This is a genomic window from Mycobacterium shimoidei (genome assembly GCF_900417275.1).
Lineage (GTDB): Bacteria > Actinomycetota > Actinomycetes > Mycobacteriales > Mycobacteriaceae > Mycobacterium > Mycobacterium shimoidei.
Genome location: NZ_UEGW01000001.1, coordinates 3,222,561 through 3,242,505 on the forward strand (window position 1 = coordinate 3,222,561; position 19,945 = coordinate 3,242,505).

General features: G+C 66.5%; 17 protein-coding genes and 2 pseudogenes. 11 read left to right on the plus strand and 8 right to left on the minus strand.

The genetic code is table 11. The features are described from left to right. The first annotated feature begins 19 nt into the window (after window positions 1-19). On the plus strand, window positions 20-376 hold the full coding sequence (locus MSP7336_RS15540) for an iron-sulfur cluster assembly accessory protein (protein ID WP_069396283.1): 357 nt from the start codon (window positions 20-22) through the stop codon (window positions 374-376). Here the strand turns inward: MSP7336_RS15540 and MSP7336_RS15545 are convergent. Then, a complete protein-coding gene (locus MSP7336_RS15545) occupies window positions 373-1,005 on the minus strand; it encodes an Rv0361 family membrane protein (RefSeq protein ID WP_069396284.1) in 633 nt (210 codons plus the stop codon). The genes MSP7336_RS15540 and MSP7336_RS15545 overlap by 4 nt on opposite strands. Before the next feature lie 120 nt (window positions 1,006-1,125). Here MSP7336_RS15545 and MSP7336_RS15550 point away from each other — a divergent pair, with 120 nt between their 5' ends. After that, entirely contained in the window at window positions 1,126-2,103 is a 978-nt protein-coding gene (locus MSP7336_RS15550; RefSeq protein WP_113964087.1) for a carbohydrate kinase family protein, read from the plus strand. Window positions 2,104-2,122: 19 nt separating this feature from the next. Here the strand turns inward: MSP7336_RS15550 and asnB are convergent, their stop codons facing one another. After that, complete coding sequence (gene asnB, locus MSP7336_RS15555; RefSeq protein WP_113964088.1) at window positions 2,123-4,054, minus strand: asparagine synthase (glutamine-hydrolyzing); 1,932 nt, start codon at window positions 4,052-4,054, stop codon at window positions 2,123-2,125. Window positions 4,055-4,212: 158 nt separating this feature from the next. Here asnB and ctaC point away from each other — a divergent pair, with 158 nt between their 5' ends. The 4 genes and pseudogenes from ctaC to MSP7336_RS15575 all read left to right on the plus strand — a co-directional run bounded on the left by ctaC (window position 4,213) and on the right by MSP7336_RS15575 (window position 7,314). Continuing rightward, a complete protein-coding gene (gene ctaC, locus MSP7336_RS15560; RefSeq protein ID WP_244917473.1) occupies window positions 4,213-5,265 on the plus strand; it encodes an aa3-type cytochrome oxidase subunit II in 1,053 nt (350 codons plus the stop codon). 58 nt (window positions 5,266-5,323) lie between these two features. Further along, on the plus strand, window positions 5,324-5,743 hold the full coding sequence (locus MSP7336_RS15565) for a cytochrome c oxidase subunit 4 (protein ID WP_069396287.1): 420 nt from the start codon (window positions 5,324-5,326) through the stop codon (window positions 5,741-5,743). A gap of 182 nt (window positions 5,744-5,925) precedes the next feature. Next, window positions 5,926-6,664 (plus strand): annotated as a pseudogene (locus MSP7336_RS15570) (MmpS family transport accessory protein). Continuing rightward, complete coding sequence (locus tag MSP7336_RS15575; RefSeq protein WP_069396289.1) at window positions 6,664-7,314, plus strand: DUF2561 family protein; 651 nt, start codon at window positions 6,664-6,666, stop codon at window positions 7,312-7,314. Before MSP7336_RS15570 ends, MSP7336_RS15575 begins: the two are co-directional and overlap by 1 nt. Here MSP7336_RS15575 and qcrB read toward each other — a convergent pair. Genes qcrB through ctaE form a run of 4 tightly spaced genes read right to left on the minus strand, consistent with a single transcriptional unit; the run spans window position 7,311 to window position 11,603 of the window. Further along, on the minus strand, window positions 7,311-8,951 hold the full coding sequence (qcrB, locus tag MSP7336_RS15580) for a cytochrome bc1 complex cytochrome b subunit (protein WP_069396290.1): 1,641 nt from the start codon (window positions 8,949-8,951) through the stop codon (window positions 7,311-7,313). The genes MSP7336_RS15575 and qcrB overlap by 4 nt on opposite strands. After that, the gene (gene qcrA, locus MSP7336_RS15585) at window positions 8,948-10,144 is read right to left on the minus strand and encodes a cytochrome bc1 complex Rieske iron-sulfur subunit (protein WP_069396315.1); all 1,197 of its coding nucleotides are present in this window, start codon (window positions 10,142-10,144) and stop codon (window positions 8,948-8,950) included. Before qcrA ends, qcrB begins: the two co-directional genes overlap by 4 nt. Next, on the minus strand, window positions 10,141-10,995 hold the full coding sequence (gene qcrC, locus MSP7336_RS15590; protein ID WP_069396291.1) for a cytochrome bc1 complex diheme cytochrome c subunit: 855 nt from the start codon (window positions 10,993-10,995) through the stop codon (window positions 10,141-10,143). Before qcrC ends, qcrA begins: the two co-directional genes overlap by 4 nt. Further along, a complete protein-coding gene (ctaE, locus tag MSP7336_RS15595; protein ID WP_069396292.1) occupies window positions 10,992-11,603 on the minus strand; it encodes an aa3-type cytochrome oxidase subunit III in 612 nt (203 codons plus the stop codon). The genes qcrC and ctaE overlap by 4 nt, the downstream gene beginning before the upstream one ends. A 93-nt stretch (window positions 11,604-11,696) precedes the next feature. On the opposite strand from ctaE, the gene trpD reads away from it, so the two are divergent. Next, window positions 11,697-12,752 carry an anthranilate phosphoribosyltransferase gene (trpD, locus tag MSP7336_RS24305; RefSeq protein WP_069396316.1) on the plus strand — a complete coding sequence of 352 codons (1,056 nt, stop codon included), beginning with the start codon at window positions 11,697-11,699 and terminating at the stop codon, window positions 12,750-12,752. Here trpD and MSP7336_RS15605 read toward each other — a convergent pair. Beyond that, window positions 12,690-14,465, minus strand: a pseudogene (locus MSP7336_RS15605) (DEDD exonuclease domain-containing protein); the annotation flags it as partial. The gene trpD and the pseudogene MSP7336_RS15605 sit on opposite strands and share 63 nt — an antisense overlap. A 104-nt stretch (window positions 14,466-14,569) precedes the next feature. Between MSP7336_RS15605 and MSP7336_RS24310 the strand changes: the two are divergent. The 4 genes from MSP7336_RS24310 to pimB all read left to right on the plus strand — a co-directional run bounded on the left by MSP7336_RS24310 (window position 14,570) and on the right by pimB (window position 18,051). Further along, complete coding sequence (locus tag MSP7336_RS24310; RefSeq protein ID WP_084226458.1) at window positions 14,570-14,803, plus strand: hypothetical protein; 234 nt, start codon at window positions 14,570-14,572, stop codon at window positions 14,801-14,803. 181 nt (window positions 14,804-14,984) lie between these two features. Continuing rightward, window positions 14,985-16,085 carry a peptidoglycan hydrolase RipC gene (gene ripC, locus MSP7336_RS15615; RefSeq protein WP_113964090.1) on the plus strand — a complete coding sequence of 367 codons (1,101 nt, stop codon included), beginning with the start codon at window positions 14,985-14,987 and terminating at the stop codon, window positions 16,083-16,085. 37 nt (window positions 16,086-16,122) lie between these two features. Beyond that, window positions 16,123-16,905 (plus strand): hypothetical protein, encoded by a 783-nt coding sequence (locus MSP7336_RS15620; RefSeq protein ID WP_069397904.1) that lies wholly within the window; start codon window positions 16,123-16,125, stop codon window positions 16,903-16,905. Window positions 16,906-16,914: 9 nt separating this feature from the next. Beyond that, entirely contained in the window at window positions 16,915-18,051 is a 1,137-nt protein-coding gene (gene pimB / locus MSP7336_RS15625) for a GDP-mannose-dependent alpha-(1-6)-phosphatidylinositol monomannoside mannosyltransferase (RefSeq protein ID WP_069397903.1), read from the plus strand. A gap of 7 nt (window positions 18,052-18,058) precedes the next feature. Here the strand turns inward: pimB and MSP7336_RS15630 are convergent, their stop codons facing one another. Then, window positions 18,059-19,861 (minus strand): AMP-dependent synthetase/ligase, encoded by a 1,803-nt coding sequence (locus tag MSP7336_RS15630; protein WP_069397902.1) that lies wholly within the window; start codon window positions 19,859-19,861, stop codon window positions 18,059-18,061. Window positions 19,862-19,945: the final 84 nt, after the last annotated feature.

Genomic DNA, 19,945 nt, shown 5'->3' on the forward strand with positions numbered 1-19,945 from the left:
GCACATACAGGGAGAAGCAATGACTGTTCAGGAAGAGTCAGCCGCCAAGACCCACGGCGTGATCCTGACCGAGGCCGCCGCGGCCAAGGCGAAGTCACTGCTGGACCAGGAGGGCCGCGACGACCTGACGCTGCGTATCGCGGTGCAGCCGGGTGGCTGCGCCGGACTGCGCTACAACCTGTTCTTCGATGACCGCTCGCTCGACGGTGACCTGACCGCGGAGTTCGGCGGTGTCACGTTGACCGTTGACCGGATGAGCGCACCGTATGTGCAAGGCGCCAGCATCGACTTCGTCGACACCATCGAGAAGCAGGGCTTCACTATCGACAACCCGAACGCCACCGGGTCGTGCGCCTGCGGCGACTCGTTCAACTAATACGTGCCGCCCGTCCGGAGCACGTAAGAGCACACCAGCACCTGATTGTGCTGAACTAGCAATTGCGCGATGCCCTGAACGCCGTCGCGTTCGGGACCGCCGGTCGCCGGGGTCACACGCATGCTGAACAGCACCTGAGCCTGATAGTTCGACCAGTGCACGACCTTGTCGATCGAGGTCACCCTGGCTTGGGAGAACTGCTTGCGGAACGCGTCGCTGGACAGTTTCGCCAACGCTTGATCGGCACGGCGATCCCGGACGGCGTCGTAGATGCCGCAGAGCGTATTGCGGGCGATGGCTTCGGTATCACGGTGCTGCAGAGCATCCAGATAACCCTGAATCGCCGTCGTGGCCGTCGCTTCGGTGAGTGTCCCCGCGGACGTGGACCCGCTTTGACGCTTGCCGTAGACGATCGCGGCGGTCATCGCCCCGACGAGCACGACGGCCAGCGCAACGCCGACAAGCAGCCTGCGACGACGGCGTCGCGGGTACGGTATCGGCGGCGGTAGCGCCCCCGACGGCGTGCTTTCATAAATCAGCGGACCGGGAATGGGTTGACTGGGATGCGGATCGGTGAGCGGCGGTCCGTCCGCGCCGACATCGTGGTTCGGCGACTGCGGACCGGGCATCAGTTCTCCTACGCTGGTGGACTGCACCGTCGCGGTTCTCCTAACGCAGGCTAGCGCACCCGGCGTCATCGGCGACTGTAGGCTTAGCTAGCTGAACTTAGAAACGAAGGGTGGATTTTCGTGACGATCGCGGTGACCGGTTCCATTGCAACCGACCATCTAATGCGGTTCCCAGGCCGGTTTTCCGAACAACTGCTCGCCGACCACCTGCAGAAAGTTTCACTCAGTTTCCTTGTCGACGACCTGGTGATCCACCGCGGTGGAGTCGCCGGGAACATCGCGTTTGCCATCGGTGTGCTGGGCGGTGACGTGACACTGATCGGCGCCGCCGGCGACGACTTCGACGACTACCGCAATTGGCTGCAGGCGCACGGCGTCAACTGTGACAACGTCCTGATTTCCGAGACGACGCATACCGCGCGATTCGTCTGCACCACCGACATTGACATGGCCCAGATCGCGTCGTTCTATCCCGGCGCGATGTCGCAGGCCCGCAACATTTCTCTCGCCAATGTGGTGTCGGCGATCGGGGCACCGGAGCTGGTCATCATCGGGGCCAACGACCCGGAGGCCATGCTCTTGCACACCGAAGAGTGCCGCAAACTCGGTCTGCCGTTCGCCGCTGACCCATCGCAGCAGCTGGCCCGGCTTAACGGCGACGAGATTCGCAAGCTGGTCAACGGCGCCCGCTACCTGTTCACCAACGACTACGAATGGGACCTGCTGTTGTCCAAGACCGGCTGGACCGAAGCCGACGTGATGGGGCAGGTCGGGCTGCGGGTCACCACCTTGGGTCCCAAGGGGGTGGACATCGTCGAGCCTGACGGCACCACCATCCACGTCGGCGTCGTGCCCGAAACCCGCCAGGTGGACCCGACCGGTGTGGGGGATGCGTTCCGGGCCGGATTTTTGACCGGTCACAGCGCGGGTCTGAGCCTGGAGCGGTCAGCCCAACTCGGGTCGCTGGTCGCGGTTTTGGTGCTGGAGTCCACCGGCACTCAGGAGTGGGAGTGGGACCGTGAGGTCGCGGTGTCGCGGCTGGCCGGCGCCTATGGCGACGAGGCCGCTGAAGAGATCGCGGCCGCGTTGCCGCGTTGACTCTGCGTGTGCCAGAAGATCAGAGCTGCACCGGATAGTGCGGCTCGCTGATCTGCGGTACCACGCTGTGTTCGACGAAAATCGCGTGCCACAGCATGAAGATCAGCACTGTCCACAGTCGGCGACTGTGATCGGTTGTGCCACAACGGTGTTCGTCGATCATTCGGCGCACCGCAGCGATATTGATCAGATGGTCGGCCTGCGAGGAATCGGTCATCGCATATGCCCACTCCAGCAATTCGCCTGCGCGCAGCCAGTGTCGGATCGGCACCGGGAAGCCCAGCTTGGGTCGGTTGAGCACGTGCGCCGGGACGATGGGCTCCAGCGCCCGACGCAGCGCATACTTGGTCGTCGTGCGAGTTATCTTGGCCCGCAACGGTAACCGGGACGCAACCGCGAACACCTCCGAGTCCAAAAATGGCACCCGCAATTCCAGCGAGTTGGCCATCGTCATCTTGTCGGCCTTGACCAGGATGTCTCCCCGCAGCCAGGTGAACAGGTCGATGTGCTGCATGCGGGCCACCGGATCCCAGCCCACCGACTCGGCGTATATCGGCGCTGTGACGTCGGTGTGGGTCCACTCCGGGCGGAAACCGGGTAGCACATCGCGCAGCTGGTCGTCGGAAAAGCTGCGGGCATTGCCGTAGTAGCGCTCCTCGAGCGTGAGTGATCCGCGATGCAGCAGACTCTTGCCGCGCATACCTGTCGGCAACGGCCTGGACATTTTGCCGACTCCGCGGCGTAGTGGAGCGGGCAGGTAGCTGAAAGGCTTGAGCGACAACGGTTCCCGATAAATTGTGTAACCGCCGAACAACTCGTCGGCGCCCTCACCGGACAGCACCACTTTGACGTGCTTGCGGGCTTCGCGCGCGACGAAAAACAGCGGCACCAGCGCGGGGTCGGCCACCGGTTCGTCGAGGTACCAGACGATCTCCGGCAACGCGGCGACGAACTCGTCCGCGCTGACCACCTTGGCGATGTGTCGTGCCCCGATCGCCTCGGCGGAGGCCACCGCGATGTCGATCTCGGAAAAGCCCTCCCGCTCGAAGCCGGTGGTGAACGTGATCAGCTTGGGGTTGTGGCGGATCGCCAGCGCCGCGATCGCCGTCGAGTCGATGCCGCCGGACAAGAAGGCGCCCACGGTGACGTCGGCGCGCATGTGCTTGGCAACCGAGTCCTCCAGCACCGCGGTGATCTCGTCGTAGCGAGCCTGTTCGGTGTCGCGGGTTATCGGCGTTGCGGCGAACCGGGGGACGAAGTAGCGGGTGATCTCGGTTGTCGGATCTCCGGGACGAATCCGGGCATAACAGCCTGATTCGAGCCGGCGCACCCCACGGTGCAGGGTCTCGGGCTCGGGCACGTACTGCAGCACGGTGTAGTGCTGCACGGCCCGGTGATCGATGCCGGTGTCAAAGCCCACCAGCTCAGCCAGGTCCAGTAGGCATTTCTTCTCGCTGGCTACCGCGGTGCCGCCGGGTCCGGTCGCCATGAACAGCGGCTTGATACCGAACGGGTCACGCGCGCAGAACAATTCGCCGGCAACGCTGTCCCACAGCGCGAACGCGAACATGCCACGCAGCCGGGCGAGCGCCCCGGCGCCCCAATAGTGGTAGGCGGCGATGATCGCCTCGCCGTCACCGTCGGTGTTGAAGGAGGCGCCATGAGTATCGGCGAGCTCGGCGCGCAGCTCGAGGTAGTTGTAGATCTCGCCGTTGAACACCAGCATGTAGCGGTCCGGGGTTGCCGGCGGTCCCCAGCGCAGCGGCTGGTGCGAGTGCGCGATGTCGATGATGGACAGCCGGTTGAAACCCAGCACCACCGGCCCGTCCGCCCACGTGCCCGGCTCATCAGGGCCCCGGTGGCGCATCAGATGAGATGCTTTGCCGACTGCGTCGACCGCGCCTGAAGCGGTGTCGGGTGTGGCTCCGACGAATGCCAGCAGTCCGCACACCGGGCCAAGTATGCCGCACCCTGCTAGCTGTGCTGACGTGGCGAGGGGGACTCTGCGCGGGTAGCCGGGTCCCGTGGTCTACGCTGCGTAGTATTCGACTGCTGCGGCGAGTCGGCCGACTGCCGTCGGCCCCGCTGGTGAAACAGGAGGCGCCAAACGTGACACTCCGCGAGCCAAGCCGTTCCGCAGGCTTTCGTCGGCTTCGGCTGCCGTTGCTGGCCGGCACGCTGGGCGTGCTGGCGGTCACCCTGAGCGGCTGCAGCTGGCAGCAAGTCCTGGGGCTGGGCTGGCCGTATGGGATCACCCCGGAGGCCCAGCTCAACCGGGACCTATGGGTTGGCGCGGTGATCGCCTCGCTGGTGGTTGGTGCCATCGTGTGGGGCCTGATCTTCTGGGCGTCGGCGTTTCACCGCAAGAAGGCCACCGACACCGAGCTGCCCCGCCAGTTCGGTTACAACCTGCCGCTGGAGTTGGCGCTCACCGTCATACCGTTCCTGATCATCTCGGTGTTGTTCTACTTCACCGTCGTGGTGCAGGAGAAGATGCTGCATTTGGCGTCCGACCCGGAGGTCGTCGTCGACGTCACGTCGTTCCAATGGAACTGGAAGTTCGGCTACCAGAAAGTCGACTTCAAGGACGGCACGCTCAAGTACAACGGAGCCGACCCGGCCCGCAAAGCGGCGATGGTCTCCAAGCCTGAGGGCAAGGACAAGCACGGCGAAGAGCTCGTCGGACCGGTCCGCGGAATCAACACCGAGGACCGCAGCTACCTCAATTTCGACAAGGTCGAAACGCTGGGCACCAGTACCGAGATTCCGGTGCTCGTGCTCCCGGCGGGCAAGCGAATCGAGTTCCAATTGGCCTCCGCGGACGTGATACACGCGTTTTGGGTGCCGGAGTTCCTGTTCAAGCGCGACGTGATGCCTCACCCTGACGCCAACCATTCGGTCAACAGATTCCAGGTCGCCGAAATCACCAAGACCGGCGCTTTCGTCGGGCGGTGCGCCGAGCTGTGCGGCACCTATCACTCGATGATGAATTTCGAGGTTCGGGTGGTGTCACCCAACGACTTCAAGGCCTATCTGCAGCAGCGGATCGCCGGAAAGTCGAACTCGCAGGCGTTGCAAGCGATCAATCAGCCTCCGTTTGCGGTTACGACCCATCCGTTCGACACTCGTCGTGGAGAGCAGTCGCCCGCAGCGAGCAAGTAGGCAAGTACGAATCCCAACAACAAGCCCGACAACAAGCCAGAGAACCAGGACAACAACGATGCATATCGAAGCCAGGCTGTTTGAATTCATAGCCGGGTTCTTCATCGTTAGTACGGTGGTCTACGGCGTGCTGACGAAGATGTTCGCCACCGGCGGGGTGGAATGGGCCGGCACCACGGCACTGGCGCTGACGGCCGGCATGGCGTTGATCGTCGCCACTTTCTTCCGGTTTGTTGCACGCCGGCTCGACACCCGGCCCGAGGACTATGAGGGCGCCGAGATCAGTGACGGCGCCGGAGAACTGGGTTTCTTCAGCCCACACAGCTGGTGGCCAGTGCTGGTCGCGCTGGCGGGCTCGGTCGCGGCGGTGGGAATCGCGTTGTGGTTGCCCTGGCTGATTGTCGCCGGTGTGGTGTTCATTTTGGCCTCGGCGGCGGGGTTGGTCTTCGAGTACTACCTGGGTCCCGAGAAGCACTGATCGGCGCTTCACAAGGTCACAATCAGGGCGTCAGTTGATCGGTGGTCGGTCGCTGTGAATGTAGTGATCTGTCAGGTTGGGTAGGGTTTTGCAAGCACAATGTGGAACATCGACGCGTGCCTGAGGCCACCAACCCTGCGGCCCGGGCGCGCTGCTGATGTGGTGGAACAGGACAGACAGAAATGAGCGGGCCGAATTCTCCTGGACCGGAATCCGACCAGCTGGATTCCGGCGGCGATCCGCGCCTCAACGACCACGCGCTGGACGCCGATTACCACAGGAATCACGCCGACGAGGGCGATCAGACAAGCGAGACCGAGATCTATTCTCGGGCGTATTCAGCTCCGGAGTCCGAGCACTTCACCAGCGGTCCGTACGTGCCGGTCGACCTCGACCTCTACGACTACGACCACTACGACGCACCGGCCGAGGACGAAGCGAGGCCGCCGCGCTGGCCGTGGGTGGTGGGTGTCGCCGCGATTCTGGCCGCGATCGCGCTGGTGGTCTCCGTGTCGCTGCTGGTCACCCGCACCAAGACCAGCGATCTGGCCACGCCCGGCACCGCGCCGTCGTCCACGCCACCGATGCAAGACGAGATCATCGTCACCACGCCGCCGCCCGCACCCCCTCCGCCGCCGTCCAGCGAGCCACCGCCGNCAGGTCACCTATTCGGTGACCGGGACCAAGGCTCCGTTCGACCAGATCACGATCACCTACACCGACGCCTCTGGATTGCGGCGGGGCCAGCCAAAAATCTACATTCCCTGGACCCCGACACCGACACCGCTTTCGGCGTCTGAGATCGGTTCGGGGGGGGGGGCCAGCCCGCTGCGCCCGAGCAAGTTGAACTGCAAGAACACCAGCAGTGACGGCACGGTGTTGTCGGCCAACGAAAACAACGCCCCGCAAACGAGCTGCTGATGGTCAACAGGTATTCCGTCGGCCGCCGCGGGTGGGCGACGATGAGGCCGACGACCGCCGATCGCATCCTGATCGGGGCGTGCGCCGCGGTCTGGCTGGCACTGATCGGCATGAGCGTGGCCGCCCTGGTCGCGCTGATCGACCTGGGCAGAGGATTTCACGAATCGAAGGGCGATTCACGCAGTTCGGCGGTGTTGTACGTCGTCATCGTCATTTCCGCGCTGGTGATCCTGGCGGCGATTCCGCTGCTGCTACGTGCCCGACGCACCACGCGGACCGAGCCCACCGGCCGCTCGGTGATCATGCCCGCGCGCGATTACCGCGGCCAGCCGATCAGGCCGGGGTACCCGCCGCCGCGCACCATCGCCGGTCAGCAGGATCCGACCGAGCGGTTGACCACATTGCGCCGGGCCGGGTTGTCGGACGCGGAGCTGGAGCGCATCTGGTTGCGCGGCAGCGTAGGTCTGCTGACGACTATGGGTGTGGCGTTGATCGGGGTCGCGGCGGCGACCTATCTGATGGCCGTCGGCCACCAGGCTGGCGCGTGGACCATGTACGTGCTCGCCGGCATCGTCACCGTCACGATGCCGCTGATCCCGTGGCTCCATGTGCGGCAGCTACGCCGCACACTCGCTGAGCACCAGCGCTAGTGGTGGCCGTTGGTGGAATCGTTGCTGCCGTCTTGATGTTCGCGCAGCGCGGTGAGCGCACGCTGCTCACCGGCGTGCCGCGCCTCACGAAGCGCGGCGTCTTCCGAAACCGGGTCGGCGAACAGCAAGCTGCCGGAGCCGGGTGAGCCGGCCAAGCCCAGCTTGTTCATCTTGTTGGGCACCGGCGCCCCCTGGTATTCCAGTGGCACCGGGTGGCCGTGCTCGTCGACCGGGCCCAGCGGCTGATGCAGCTCGATGTAGGCACCGTGTGGCAAGCGTTTGATAATGCCGGTTTCGACGCCGTGTTCGAGCACAGCACGGTCGCTGCGCTGCAACCCAACACACCATCGGTAGGCGATGAAGTAGACGATCGGCGGGAGCACCACCATCCCGATGCGCCCGATCCACGTCGTCGCGTTCAGTGAGATGTGGAACTTCCAGGCGATGATGTCGTTCATTGCCGCCAGCGTCAGGACCATGTAGAACGCGATTGCCATGCAGCCGATGGCGGTGCGCACCGGAACATCCCGCGGCCGCTGCAACAGGTTGTGGTGGGCGTAGTCGCCGGTGAATCGCTTCTCCAGGAACGGGTAGATCGTCAGCAGCACGAAAACCAGCCCCATGATCAGCGCGACGCCGACGGCGCCGGGGATCGTGTGATGCCAGAAGTAGAATTCCCATGCCGGCCAAAGCCGGGCCAGGCCCTCGGTCCACATCATGTAGAAGTCCGGCTGCGAACCCGCCGACACTTGAGATGGCTTGTAGGGACCCAGGTTCCAGATCGGGTTGATCTGCAGTAAGCCACCCATCAGACCCAGGATGGCCACGACCAGCGCGAAGAACGCGCCGGACTTCACCGCGAACACCGGCAGCACCCGTACTCCGACGACGTTGTGCTCGGTGCGGCCCGGCCCGGGGAACTGCGTGTGCTTTTGGAACCAGACCAGCGCCAGATGCACCCCGATCAGCGCCAGGATGATACCGGGGAACAGCAGAATGTGGATGGCGTACAGCCGAGGGATGAGGATGTCGCCGGGGAAGTCCCCGCCCATCAATGCCCAGTGCAGCCAGGTGCCAATCACAGGCATTCCCAACGTGATCGACGACAGCGCGGCCCGCAGACCAATACCCGACAACAGGTCGTCGGGCAGCGAGTAGCCGAAGTAGCCCTCGAACATGGCCAGGATCAACAGCAGCGCACCGATGACCCAGTTGGCTTCACGCGGCCGCCGGAACGCCCCGGTGAAGAAGACACGAGCCAGGTGGACCATGATCGCCGCGGCGAACATCAGTGCGGCCCAGTGATGGATCTGCCGCACGAACAAGCCGCCACGCACTTCGAAGGAGATGTTGAGCGCGGTTTCGTAGGCCCGCGACATCTCCACACCGCGCAGAGGTTGGTACACCCCGTTGTAGGTGACCTCGGTCATCGACGGATCGAAGAACAGCGTGAGATACACACCGGTGATCAGCAAGACGATGAAGCTGTACAGGGCGATCTCGCCGAGCAAGAACGACCAGTGTGTCGGGAAGACCTTGTTGAGCTGGCGCCGCACCGCAGCCGACGGGTGATATCGGGTATCGATGTCCTGAGCCTGACGAGCCAGCAGGTTGCCTATATCGAGTTTCGGACTCATGAGGTGCGCTCCCAAAATGCCGGTCCGACGGGCTCGATGAAGTCGCCGTTGGCGACCAGATACCCGTTGCTGTCAATGGTGATCGGCAGCTGTGCCAACGCGCGCGCCGCCGGGCCGAAGATCGGCTTGGCGAAGTGCAGCGCGTCGAACTGCGACTGGTGACACGGGCACAAGATTCGGTAGGTCTGTTTCTCGTACAGCGACGCCGGGCAGCCCAGATGCGAGCACACCTTGGTGTAGGCGAACAGCTCCCCGAAGTTGAAGCTTTCTTGCCCTTTGCGTTTGACCATCCGGGACATGTCGTTGGGCCGAATGCGGATGAGCATCACCGGGTTCCGGACACCCATCATGATGGTCTGCAGCCGTTCCCGCGATTCGGGTGTGGTGCCATCGCCGTCGGACTCGCGCCACGGGAAGACCGTCTCCATTCCGCCGGCGTCGATGTCTTCGGGACGCACCTTGACGAAGGGCGCTCCGGCATGCTCGCCGGTGGCCCGCGCCAGGTAGATGGTCTCGCCGGGGTAGCGCGGCGTCCATCCGGAGGTCCACAGCACCGCTTTCTTGCCCTCCGCGGTCTGCACCACCGGCTTCCACGGGTTTTTGATCAGACCTCCGGCGAACGCCACCAGGGTGCCCAGGCCGAACGCGCCCAGGCCGATGCCCAGCGACGCGCCGATCAGCTTGCGGCGCCGCAGCGTTGAGCCTTCGAACGCGTCGGTCAGATTGGCGACCACCGTCTTGCGGTGGATTTCGGGGGAGTCCCCGTCGTGGCGTTCCTGGATCGAAATCTCTTCGGGGATGAACTTTTTCTGGAAGAGCACCGCGCCGACGGCGATCGACAGGATCGACAGCCCGAAGGTGAGCCCGTAAAGCGGAGTGGTCAGCGAGTACAGGAAGCTGCCTTCGGAGCCCTCCGGCTTGTACTCCCACGGCCAGAACAGGAAGACCAGCAGCAGCGCCAGGCCGAACCCGCCACCGGCCAAGAACCACCGCGCAACCCGGCGGTCGGTGCGCTTCTCGGCCCGGGTGCCGGCTACCGGCCAACGGGATTCCTTGTAGACGGTTTCGACGCCGTCGAGCCGGCCACCCAGCCGGACGAGCTCGTCGCGCGACATCGCGTTGAGGTCGGCGTCACTGGGCTGGTCGGGTACGCCCTGTTGGCCCGGTGCGTCAGTGCCCTTGGTCTCAGTCATGACCGCGCCCCAATCCACAGCGCCACACCGATGATGGCGACCATCCCGATGATCCACATCGCCATGCCCTCCGGAGCAGGTCCGAACCCGCCCAGGCCGTAGCCGCCCGGTTGACGTTCTTCGCTAACGGTTTTCACGTAGGCGATGATGTCCTTCTTGGCATCGAAAGACAGCTGACGGTCGGAGAACCTTGGCATGTTCTGCGGGCCGGTCAGCATCGCGGCGAGGATCTGCTGCTCGTTGGCGGGCCCCAAGTCGGGCGCGTACTTGCCCGACGACAGCGCTCCGCCCTTACCGGTGAAGTTGTGGCAGGAGGCGCAGTTGAGCCGGAACAGGTCGCCACCGCGGCCCAGATCGTCGCCGCGCAACGACTTTTGGGCGATGCTGCCGTCCGGGTTGCGCACCACTGTCGGGCCGCCGCCGTTGGCCTGCACGTAGGCCCCCAGCGCGTCGATCTGCCGCTCGTCGAAAATCGGGTCCTTGCGCGGCGCCTGCGCCTCACCGCGCGAGGCCGGCATACGCCCGGTGGATACCTGGAAGTAGACGGCGGCTTCACCGACGCCGATCAGGCTCGGGCCACGGTCCGGCACGCCCTGCAGATTGGCGCCGTGGCAAGTGACGCAAGAGGTTTCGAACAGCTGCTTGCCAGTGCGCAGCAGCGCCGACGACGATTCGTCGGCGACGGCCACCTGAGGGCTGGGAGTCAGGACGGCGGCCAGCCCGCCGGCGACGCCGAGCGCCACCAACAGCAGCAGGGCGGCGGACAGCCGCCGGTGCAGCCGTCGCCGGAAGCGGTTACTGCTCAGTGTCTTCAACCGTGCACTCCTGTTGGTTTGTGTGCGCCTGGTCATCGGATGAAATAGATCGTGGCGAACAGTGCGATCCAGACGATGTCGACGAAGTGCCAGTAATAGGAGACGACGATCGACGCGGTCGCTTGTGCTGGGGTGAACTTGCTCATCGTGGTGCGGACCAACAGGAAGATGAAGGCGATCAGCCCACCCGTGACGTGCAGTCCGTGGAATCCGGTGGCCAGGTAGAACACGGTGCCGTAGGCGCTGCCGGGGATCGTGGTGCCGTGCGTGGTCAGGTGGAAGTACTCGTAGGCCTGGCCGAGGATGAAGAACAGGCCCATCAAGAAGGTGACCACGTACCAGCGGCGCAGCCCGAACACGTCACCACGCTCGGCGGCGAACACCCCCATCTGGCAGGTGAACGACGACGCGATCAGCACCAGCGTCACTGGAACGGCTTGGTAGAGGTTCAGTTCCGTGGGCGGCGGCGGCCAGACACCGCCGGCCTGAGCGCGCGCGGTGAAGTACATCGCGAACAACCCAGCAAAGAACATGAGTTCGCTGGAAAGCCACACTATGGTGCCGACACTGACCATGTTGGGCCGATTGAGCGAATGCACGCGCGAGGTGATGGCAGTACCCGAGGTCCCTACAGCACTCGTCACATCCGCAAGTATGACGCTTTGTAGTTGTTGAACTCCACCCGGGGCGGCAATTGGCGCGTCCCACGTTGGGGGTGGGACCATCGGCGCGTGGCGATGTCACCTTCCGGGTTGTCCTGGCCGCGGATCCTGGCGGATCTGACGGCCGGGCGGAACCTGGCCCGCGGGCAGGCCGGCTGGGCGATGGAACAGATCATGACCGGCACCGCGACACCGGCCCAGATTGCCGCGTTCGCCGTGGCGCTGACCACGAAGCTTCCCACTTCTGCCGAGGTCAACGAGTTGGCCGAGGTGATGCTGGCCCACGCGCTGCGGGTGCCCACCGACGGCATCGGCACCGACACCGTCGACGTGGTCGGTACCGGCGGCGACGGGGTGTCGACCGTCAACCTGTCCACGATGGCCGCGATCGTGGTGGCTGCCGCGGGCGTGCCGGTGGTCAAGCACGGCAACCGGGCGGCTTCGTCGCTGGCAGGCGGCGCCGACACCCTCGAGGCGTTGGGTGTCCGCATCGATTTGGGTCCCGAAGAGGTCGCCCGCAGCGTCGCGGAGGTCGGGATCGGGTTCTGCTTCGCGCCGCAGTTTCACCCCTCCTACCGGCACGCGTCGGTGGTGCGGCGCGAGATCGGGGTGCCCACGGTGTTCAATCTGCTTGGCCCGCTTACCAATCCGGGTCGGCCGAGGGCCGGGCTGATCGGCTGCGCGTTCGCCGACCTCGCCGAGGTGATGGCCGGAGTGTTCGCGGCGCGGCAGTCCAGTGTGTTGGTGGTGCACGGCGACGACGGCCTGGACGAGCTGACCACCACCACCACGAGCACCATCTGGCGGGTGCAGGCCGGCACGGTGGACAAACTGATCTTCGATCCCGCGGGATTCGGGTTCGCCCGCGCTGAGCTCGACGAGTTGTTAGGTGGTGACGCGACGGCCAATGCCGCCGAGGCCCGGGCGGTGCTGGCCGGTGCAAAGGGCCCGGTGCGCGACGCCGTCGTACTCAACGCCGCCGGCGCGATCGTGGCGCACACCGGGTTATCCAGCCGCGCCGAGTGGCTGCCGGCGTGGGAGGACGGCCTGCGCCGCGCCGCCGACGCGATCGACTCCGGAGCGGCCGAACAGCTGCTCGCGCGATGGGTGCGGTTCAGTCAGCAGGTCTGAATCGACCTGCGCAGCGGCCACCCGCGCCGAGCGGGCCGCCGCCGCCCACGCCGCCCACCGGCCGGCCGACCGCAGCGGCGACGCCCACCCTTGGTCGGCCTGCACGATGCGCACACCGGGCGCGGCAAGCCAGCGCTCGATCAGCGCGGTCTCCTCGATCAACGCGCCGCCTAGCGGGGCGGCGTGCGGCAGGACCACCTGCGCTCCCGCCCGGAGTGCATCGACCACGGGCATCGGCGGCACGCCGCGGGCGGCGGTGCCGGCCGCGGCGAGCCGCCCGTAGCGGATGACGGCGAGTTGCCAGCCGCCGCGCCCGTCCGGCGCGGCCGCCACCAGCTCGCCGAGGGCGGCCAGCGCCCGCAGGCGCTGCCCGCGCCACAGCGCCTCGACCGCGGCCATGGTGTGGTCGCGCAGCCGGGCCGCGGTCTCGTAGCGATGCCGGTCGGCCAGTGCGGTGATGTGGTCGACCGCCGCGGCCAGCGCGCTGTCGTCGGTGCCGTCGATCAACGCCTCGGCACGCCGGACCGCCGCGGCGTATTGGGCGGCGGTCAGGTCGCGCCCAGCCGGACACGGCGACACCTCGCGAGGCGGACACGCCGGCCCGTGCCGGGCGGTGCGCGCCAGCCGGGTGGTGCAGGTGCGCACCCCGGTGAACCTGGCCAGCAGCGCTGCGGTGTCGGCGGCGTCGGCGCGGGAGTGAAACGGGCCGATCGCCCGCTGATGCCGCGGTGTGCGCACCAGCGAGAATCGCGGGAAAGCCTCGTCGGTCAGCACCACCCACCACCACCGGTGCGGGAATCTCGACCGGCGGTTGTACGGCGGGGCGTGCGCGGCCAGCAGTCGCAACTCGCGGACACCGGCCTCCAGCGCATGCGCGCAATCGACATGCTCAACGGCTTCGGCCAGCGCCACCATCTCCTTGATGCGGGCCCGCTGGTCGGCGCCGTTGAAGTACTGCAACACCCCGCGCCGCAAATCAATTGCGGTGCCGACGTATAGCACTTCGCGGGACGGTCCGCGGAACAAATAGACGCCCGGCCGGTGCGGGAGATGCTGGGCCAGCACGCGTTTGCGCCGTTGCGCCGGTGTCACACCGGGCAGGTAGGAACGCAGATCGGCGTAGGTGTGCACGCCCTGGTTGCCCACCCGCTCGATCAGCGCGTGCAACACCTCGACGGTGGCGCGCGCGTCCTCGAGCGCCCGGTGGGTGGGCTCGTTGGCGACGGCGAACAACCGCGCCAACGCGGCCAGCCGCACGCTGGGCGCTTCCTCGCGGCTGAGCACCCGACGGGCCAACCGAACCGTGCACAGCACTGCCGGCCGGGGCCAGGGGATTGCGCACTGTTCGGCGGCGGCTCGCAAAAATCCGATATCGAAGCGGGCGTTGTGCGCCACCAGCACCGCGCCGCGGGCGAACTCGAAAAAGGCCGGCAACACCGCGCCGATGGTCGGCGCATCGCACACCATCGCGGTGGTGATGCCGGTGAGCCGCACGATCTGCGGCGGGATGCTGCGCTGCGGGTCCACGAGCGTCGCGAACTCGCCGAGCACCGCGCCGCCCTGCACCTTGACCGCGCCGATCTCGGTGATGGCATCGGACGCCGCGCTGCCGCCGGTGGTCTCCAGGTCGACGATGACGAACGTCGTCTCGCGCAGGGACACCTCCGCGAGCGCGTCGAACCCGGCGAGGCTCAGCTGCCCGGGGTCGCCCATGGAGCGAGACGTTAAGCAACCGCACCGACAACACCGACCAACCTTGTCGGTGGCCGCGGTTAGCCTGCGGGCACAGCGACAAGCGCAGCGAAAGGACCAGCCCGATGTCACGAAGCACCAGGCCAGATGACCCGCGCGGACCGACGGGACCGGTGAGAATCGATTGCGACGACTGCGCGGTGCGCGGTCCGGGATGCCGCGACTGCGTCGTCAGCGTGTTACTTGGGGTACCGGAAACTTTGCTGGAGGATGAACGCGCGGCCCTGGAGGTACTCGCCGATGCGGGCCTGGCACCGAGGCTTCGGCTGGTGCCGATTCACCGCCGCGGAGTGGGCTGACGGCCGTCAAAATCTGACTGATTTCTTAATGTTCCTAGGTTGGACAATACCTATACCGTTTCGTAACCTGTCTGAGACCTAAAGCAAATCCGGCGATCTCGCCGACGGGTTTTAAGGAATCACGATTTTAGGGTCGGGGCTAGACGGTAGAGGCTGGGCTGGACGGGCCAAGCGATTTGCCATCGCTGCGACCGCAGGTTTGATCACTTTCTCATCCGGGATCGCGGTGGCCAGTGTGCTGGCCCATCCGGCCAATGTGCTGGCCGACCCGGCCAATGACGCCGTCGCCAAGCTCAACGAGCTGTCCCGGCAGGCCGAGCAGACCACCGAGGCGATGCACAGCGCGCAGCTCGACCTCAACGAGAAGCTGGCCGCGCAGCGGGCCGCCGACAAGAAGCACGCCGAAGACCAGGCCGCGGTGGAGGCCACCAAGTCCCGGCTGGCGGCGTTTCAGGCCGGCGTCAACAAATTTGCCGCGGCGATGTACATGGGTGGGCGTACCGACGGTATGGGTGCGATCCTGACCGCGGAGTCGCCGCAGCAGCTGATCGGCAAGCTCGCCACCCAGCGGGTGATCGCGACCGAGATGTCGACGCAGATGGCCAACTACCGGGCCGCCAGCGAGCAGGCCGCCAAGGCCGAGCAGGCGTCGGCGAAGTCGGCGGCTGACGCCAAGACCGCGGCCGAGCAGGCCGCCGCGGTGCGAGCCAGCCTGCAGGCCAAGCAAAGTCAGCTGCAACTGCAGATCGCGGTGGTCAAGTCGCAGTACGGCGCGCTGTCGCCGGGGCAGCGGGCCGCGCTGGCCGAGCCCGGCCCGGTGCCGCCGCCGCCCGCCGCGGTGCCGGCGGCCGCTCCCGCCCCGGAAGCGCTGCCCCCGGGCGGTGGACCCGGTGAGCCCGCGCCCGACGCTGCCCCCGACGGCATATCCGGAACCGGCCCACGGGCAACCGCAGTGCAGGCGGCCCTGACCCAGGTCGGCGCGCCCTACGCATGGGGAGGTGCCGCGCCCGGCGGCTTCGACTGCTCCGGGCTGGTGATGTGGGCCTTCCAGCAGGCGGGCATCGCGTTGCCGCACTCCAGCCAGGCTCTCGCGCACGGCGGGCAGCCCGTCGCTCTTTCCGACCTGCAGCCCGGTGACGTGCTGACGTTCTACTCCGATGCGTCTCATGCCGGCATTTATGTCGGCGACGGCCTGATGGTCCATTCCTCCACCTACGGTCAGCCGGTACGAGTGGTGCCGATGACCTCGTCCGGCCCGATCTACAACGCTCGCCGTTACTGATCGCCGACGCCGGTGGTTACCGGCGTTGTTGGCCTGCATGTTGACCGCCGAGCTGGTGCTGGCGGCGACGGTGTTGACCCGGCCGCAAGCCCAGTCGGACATTCCGCCCACCGTCGCGGCCGCCGGGCGAACCGTTCGGCTGGTCAACGCCGGCGGGCCGGTCGCCGAGCCGCTGTTGCGCCGCGTCGCGGCGAACATCGGTGCGGCGGTTGAGACGGTGCAGACGTTTTGGGGCGCGGACTGGCCGCGTGAGATCACCATCGTTGCCACCGGCTCGCAACGCCAGTTCGAGGCCGAGGCAGGCGGCGGGAACGCGGCGCAGTGGGCTGACATCGCCGCAGTCGCTGTTGCCGACCGGGTCGACCCGAGCCGCCGCGTCGCGGCCGGCCAGCGGATTGTGTTCGCACCCGGTGCGGTCAACATGACTGATTCCGCATTTCGAATTGTGTTGAACCATGAGCTCTTTCACTATGCGGCTCGGGCCGACACCGCACTCGATGCGCCGCGTTGGCTGACCGAAGGGGTGGCGGACTTCGTGGCCCGCCCGCCCACCGCTATCCCGGCGGGCACGCCGTCGCCCACGGCCCTGCCTTCCGACGCCGATCTCGACAACCCTGGGTCGCAGCGGTCTTCGGCCTATGACCGTGCTTGGTGGTTCGCGCGGTTCATCGCCGACAGCTATGACACGGCCACCCTGGCCTCCTTTTACCGAGCCGCCTGCGGGGCCGGGCATGTGGACATGACCAGCGCGGTACGCGACGTGCTGGGGATCGATGTGGCTGATCTGCTTGCCCGCTGGCGGCAATGGCTAACCAGCTAGCCTATCGGGGTGTCCCGGGTCCTGCTGGTAACCAACGACTTTCCGCCGCGGCGCGGCGGCATCCAGTCCTACCTGGGCGAGCTCGTCAACCGGCTGGCCGCCAGCGGAGAGCACACATTGACGGTATACGCGCCAGAATGGAAGGGCGCCAACACATTTGACGCCCGTGTGACCGGCTACCAGGTGGTACGCCACCCGGGGACGCTGATGCTGCCGGGACCCGCAGTCGCTGCGCGCATGCGCGGGCTGATCGCAGCAAACAGTATTGACACCGTCTGGTTCGGCGCGGCCGCGCCACTGGCCCTGTTGGCGCCCTGCGCGCGGCGGGCCGGGGCGAGCCGGGTGCTGGCCAGCACGCACGGCCATGAAGTGGGCTGGTCGATGCTTCCGGTGGCCAGATCGGTGCTGCGCCGCATCGGTGAGAGCTGTGACGTCGTCACGTTTGTCAGCCGCTATACCCGCCGCCGGTTCGCCTCCGCATTCGGGCCCGCCGCGGGTTTGGAGTACTTGCCGCCGGGCGTGGACACCGACCGGTTCCGCCCCGACCCGGCGGCGCGCACCGAACTGCGCGCCCGGTACCGGCTTGGGCAGCGGCCCACGGTGCTGTGTCTGTCGCGACTGGTACCCCGCAAGGGTCAGGACATGCTGATCCGGGCACTGCCGGCGATTCGGCGCCGGGTCGACGGCGCCGCGCTCGTAATCGCCGGCGGCGGACCGTATTTGGATTCGCTGCGCCAATTGGCCCGTCGCCACGGGGTCAGCGATCACGTCACCTTCACCGGCGCAGTGCCCACCGATGAGCTGCCCGCGCACCACGCGATGGCCGACGTGTTCGCAATGCCGTGCCGCACCCGCGGCGCCGGTCTTGATGTGGAGGGGTTGGGCATCGTGTACCTCGAGGCGTCGGCGAGCGGTGTGCCGGTGATCGCCGGAACGTCAGGCGGTGCACCCGAAACCGTGCGGCCGGGCGAGACCGGCCTGGTGATCGACGGCCGTTCGCCCGACCGGGTCGCCGAAGCCGTCATCGAACTGCTGGCAGATCCGGACCGTGCCGCGGCGATGGGCGCCGCCGGCCGAAAGTGGGCGACGGCGCAATGGCGCTGGGACATGCTGGCCGCGCGGTTGGCCGACCTGCTGCGCGGTTAGTTCTTGGCTAGTTCTTGGTGTAGATCGCCTCGATATCGGATGCGAACTTCTCGGCCACCACCTTGCGCTTGACCTTCATCGTCGGGGTCAGCTCGCCGGTGACCTCGGTGAAGTCGACGGGCAGGATGCGGAACTTACGGATCGACTCCGCATTCGAGACCGCCTGATTGGCCAGCTTGACCGCGGCGTCCACTTCGGCCATCAGGTCGGGGTCGGTGGCCAGATCGCCCATCGAGCTGTCGGCGGGCTTGCTGTTGCGCTGCTTCCAGCCGTCCAAGGCTTCGGGGTCGATCGTGATCAGCGCGCCGATGAACGGCTTGGCGTCGCCGACCACCATGGCCTGGCTGATGAGCGGATGGGCCCGCAACTGGTCCTCCAGCACGGCAGGAGCCACATTCTTGCCGGCCGCGGTGACGATGATCTCCTTCTTGCGTCCGGTGATCGTCAAAAACCCGTCGTCGTCGATCGCGCCGAGGTCGCCGGTCTTGAACCACCCGTCGGTCATCGCCTCCGCGGTGGCCTGCTCGTTGCGCCAGTACTCTTTGAAGACCACCCCGCCGCGCACCAGTACCTCGCCGTCGTCGGCGATGCGCATGCTGTTTCCCGGCAACAGCTTGCCGACCGTGCCGATCTTCAGATCCCCGACCCGGTTGACGGTGATCGCCGCGCTGGTCTCGGTCAGGCCGTACCCCTCGTAAATGGTCAGGCCCACGCCGCGGTAGAAGTGGCCAAGCCGTGCACCCAGCGGTCCGCCGCCGGACACCGAGGCCCGGCAATTGCCCCCCAGCGCCGCGCGCAGCTTGTGATAGACCAGCCGGTCGAAAAGCGCATGCTTGGCCCGCAGCATCAAACCCGGTCCGCCGCGGTCACAGGCCTCGCTCCAGTCGACCGCGGTTTGGGCGGCCATCTGGAAGATTCGCCCTTTGCCGTCATTGGCGGCGTTTTGTGCGGCGGTGTTGTACACCTTCTCGAATACCCGGGGCACCGAGACCACGACCGTCGGCTTGAAGACCGCGAACATCGGCACCAGATTCTTGATGTCACTGGTGAATCCGACCGTCACCTTGTAGGTGAAGGCAGCCAGGGTCAGCGCCCGGGCCAGCACATGGGCCAGCGGCAAGAAGATCAGCAGGCGCTGCCCTTCAGTCAACAGCGTCGGCAGGGCCTCCTTCGCCCCGCGAATCTCGTAAACCAGGTTGGAATGGGTGAGCTGGCAGCCTTTGGGCCGCCCGGTGGTGCCCGACGTGTAGATCAACGTGGCCGGGTCGGCGGCGCGCAGCGCGTCGAGCCGTTCGGTCAGCTGGGCGTCATCGACCGATGCGCCCTCCTCGGCCAGCTGGTCCAGCGCCTTGGGACCCGCACCGTCAATGTGCAGTACCCGGCGTAGTTCGGGCAGCTCGTCGATGAGTTCGGTGACGATCGCGGCGTGGGCATCGGTCTCGGCGAACGCCAGCACGGCCCCCGAGTCCTGCAGCACCCAGCGCACCTGTTCGGCCGACGAGGTTTCGTAGATCGGGACGGTGACCCCGCCCACCGCCAGGATCGCGAAGTCGAGGATCGCCCACTCGTAGCGGGTAGCCGAAAAAATAGCCACCCGATCGCCGGCCTGCACTCCTAGCGCGATCAGACCCCGTGCCGCCGAACGAATCTGAGATGCCGCCTGGGCGCAGGTGACGTCGGTCCAGACACCGTCGATCAGGCGCTGAAAGATCACGTAGTCCGGGTCGTCGCGCTCATGGGCGAATGCCGCGGCGACGACGTTGTCGCGTTCGTCGACCTCGAATGGGGCGGGCACGCTGATCTCACGCACTCTTTTGAACCTCGCTTGATAGCTGGCTGAGTGCAATCCAGCCTAGTAGGCAACGATGCGGGTCGGGTGGCGATGTGTGAAGCT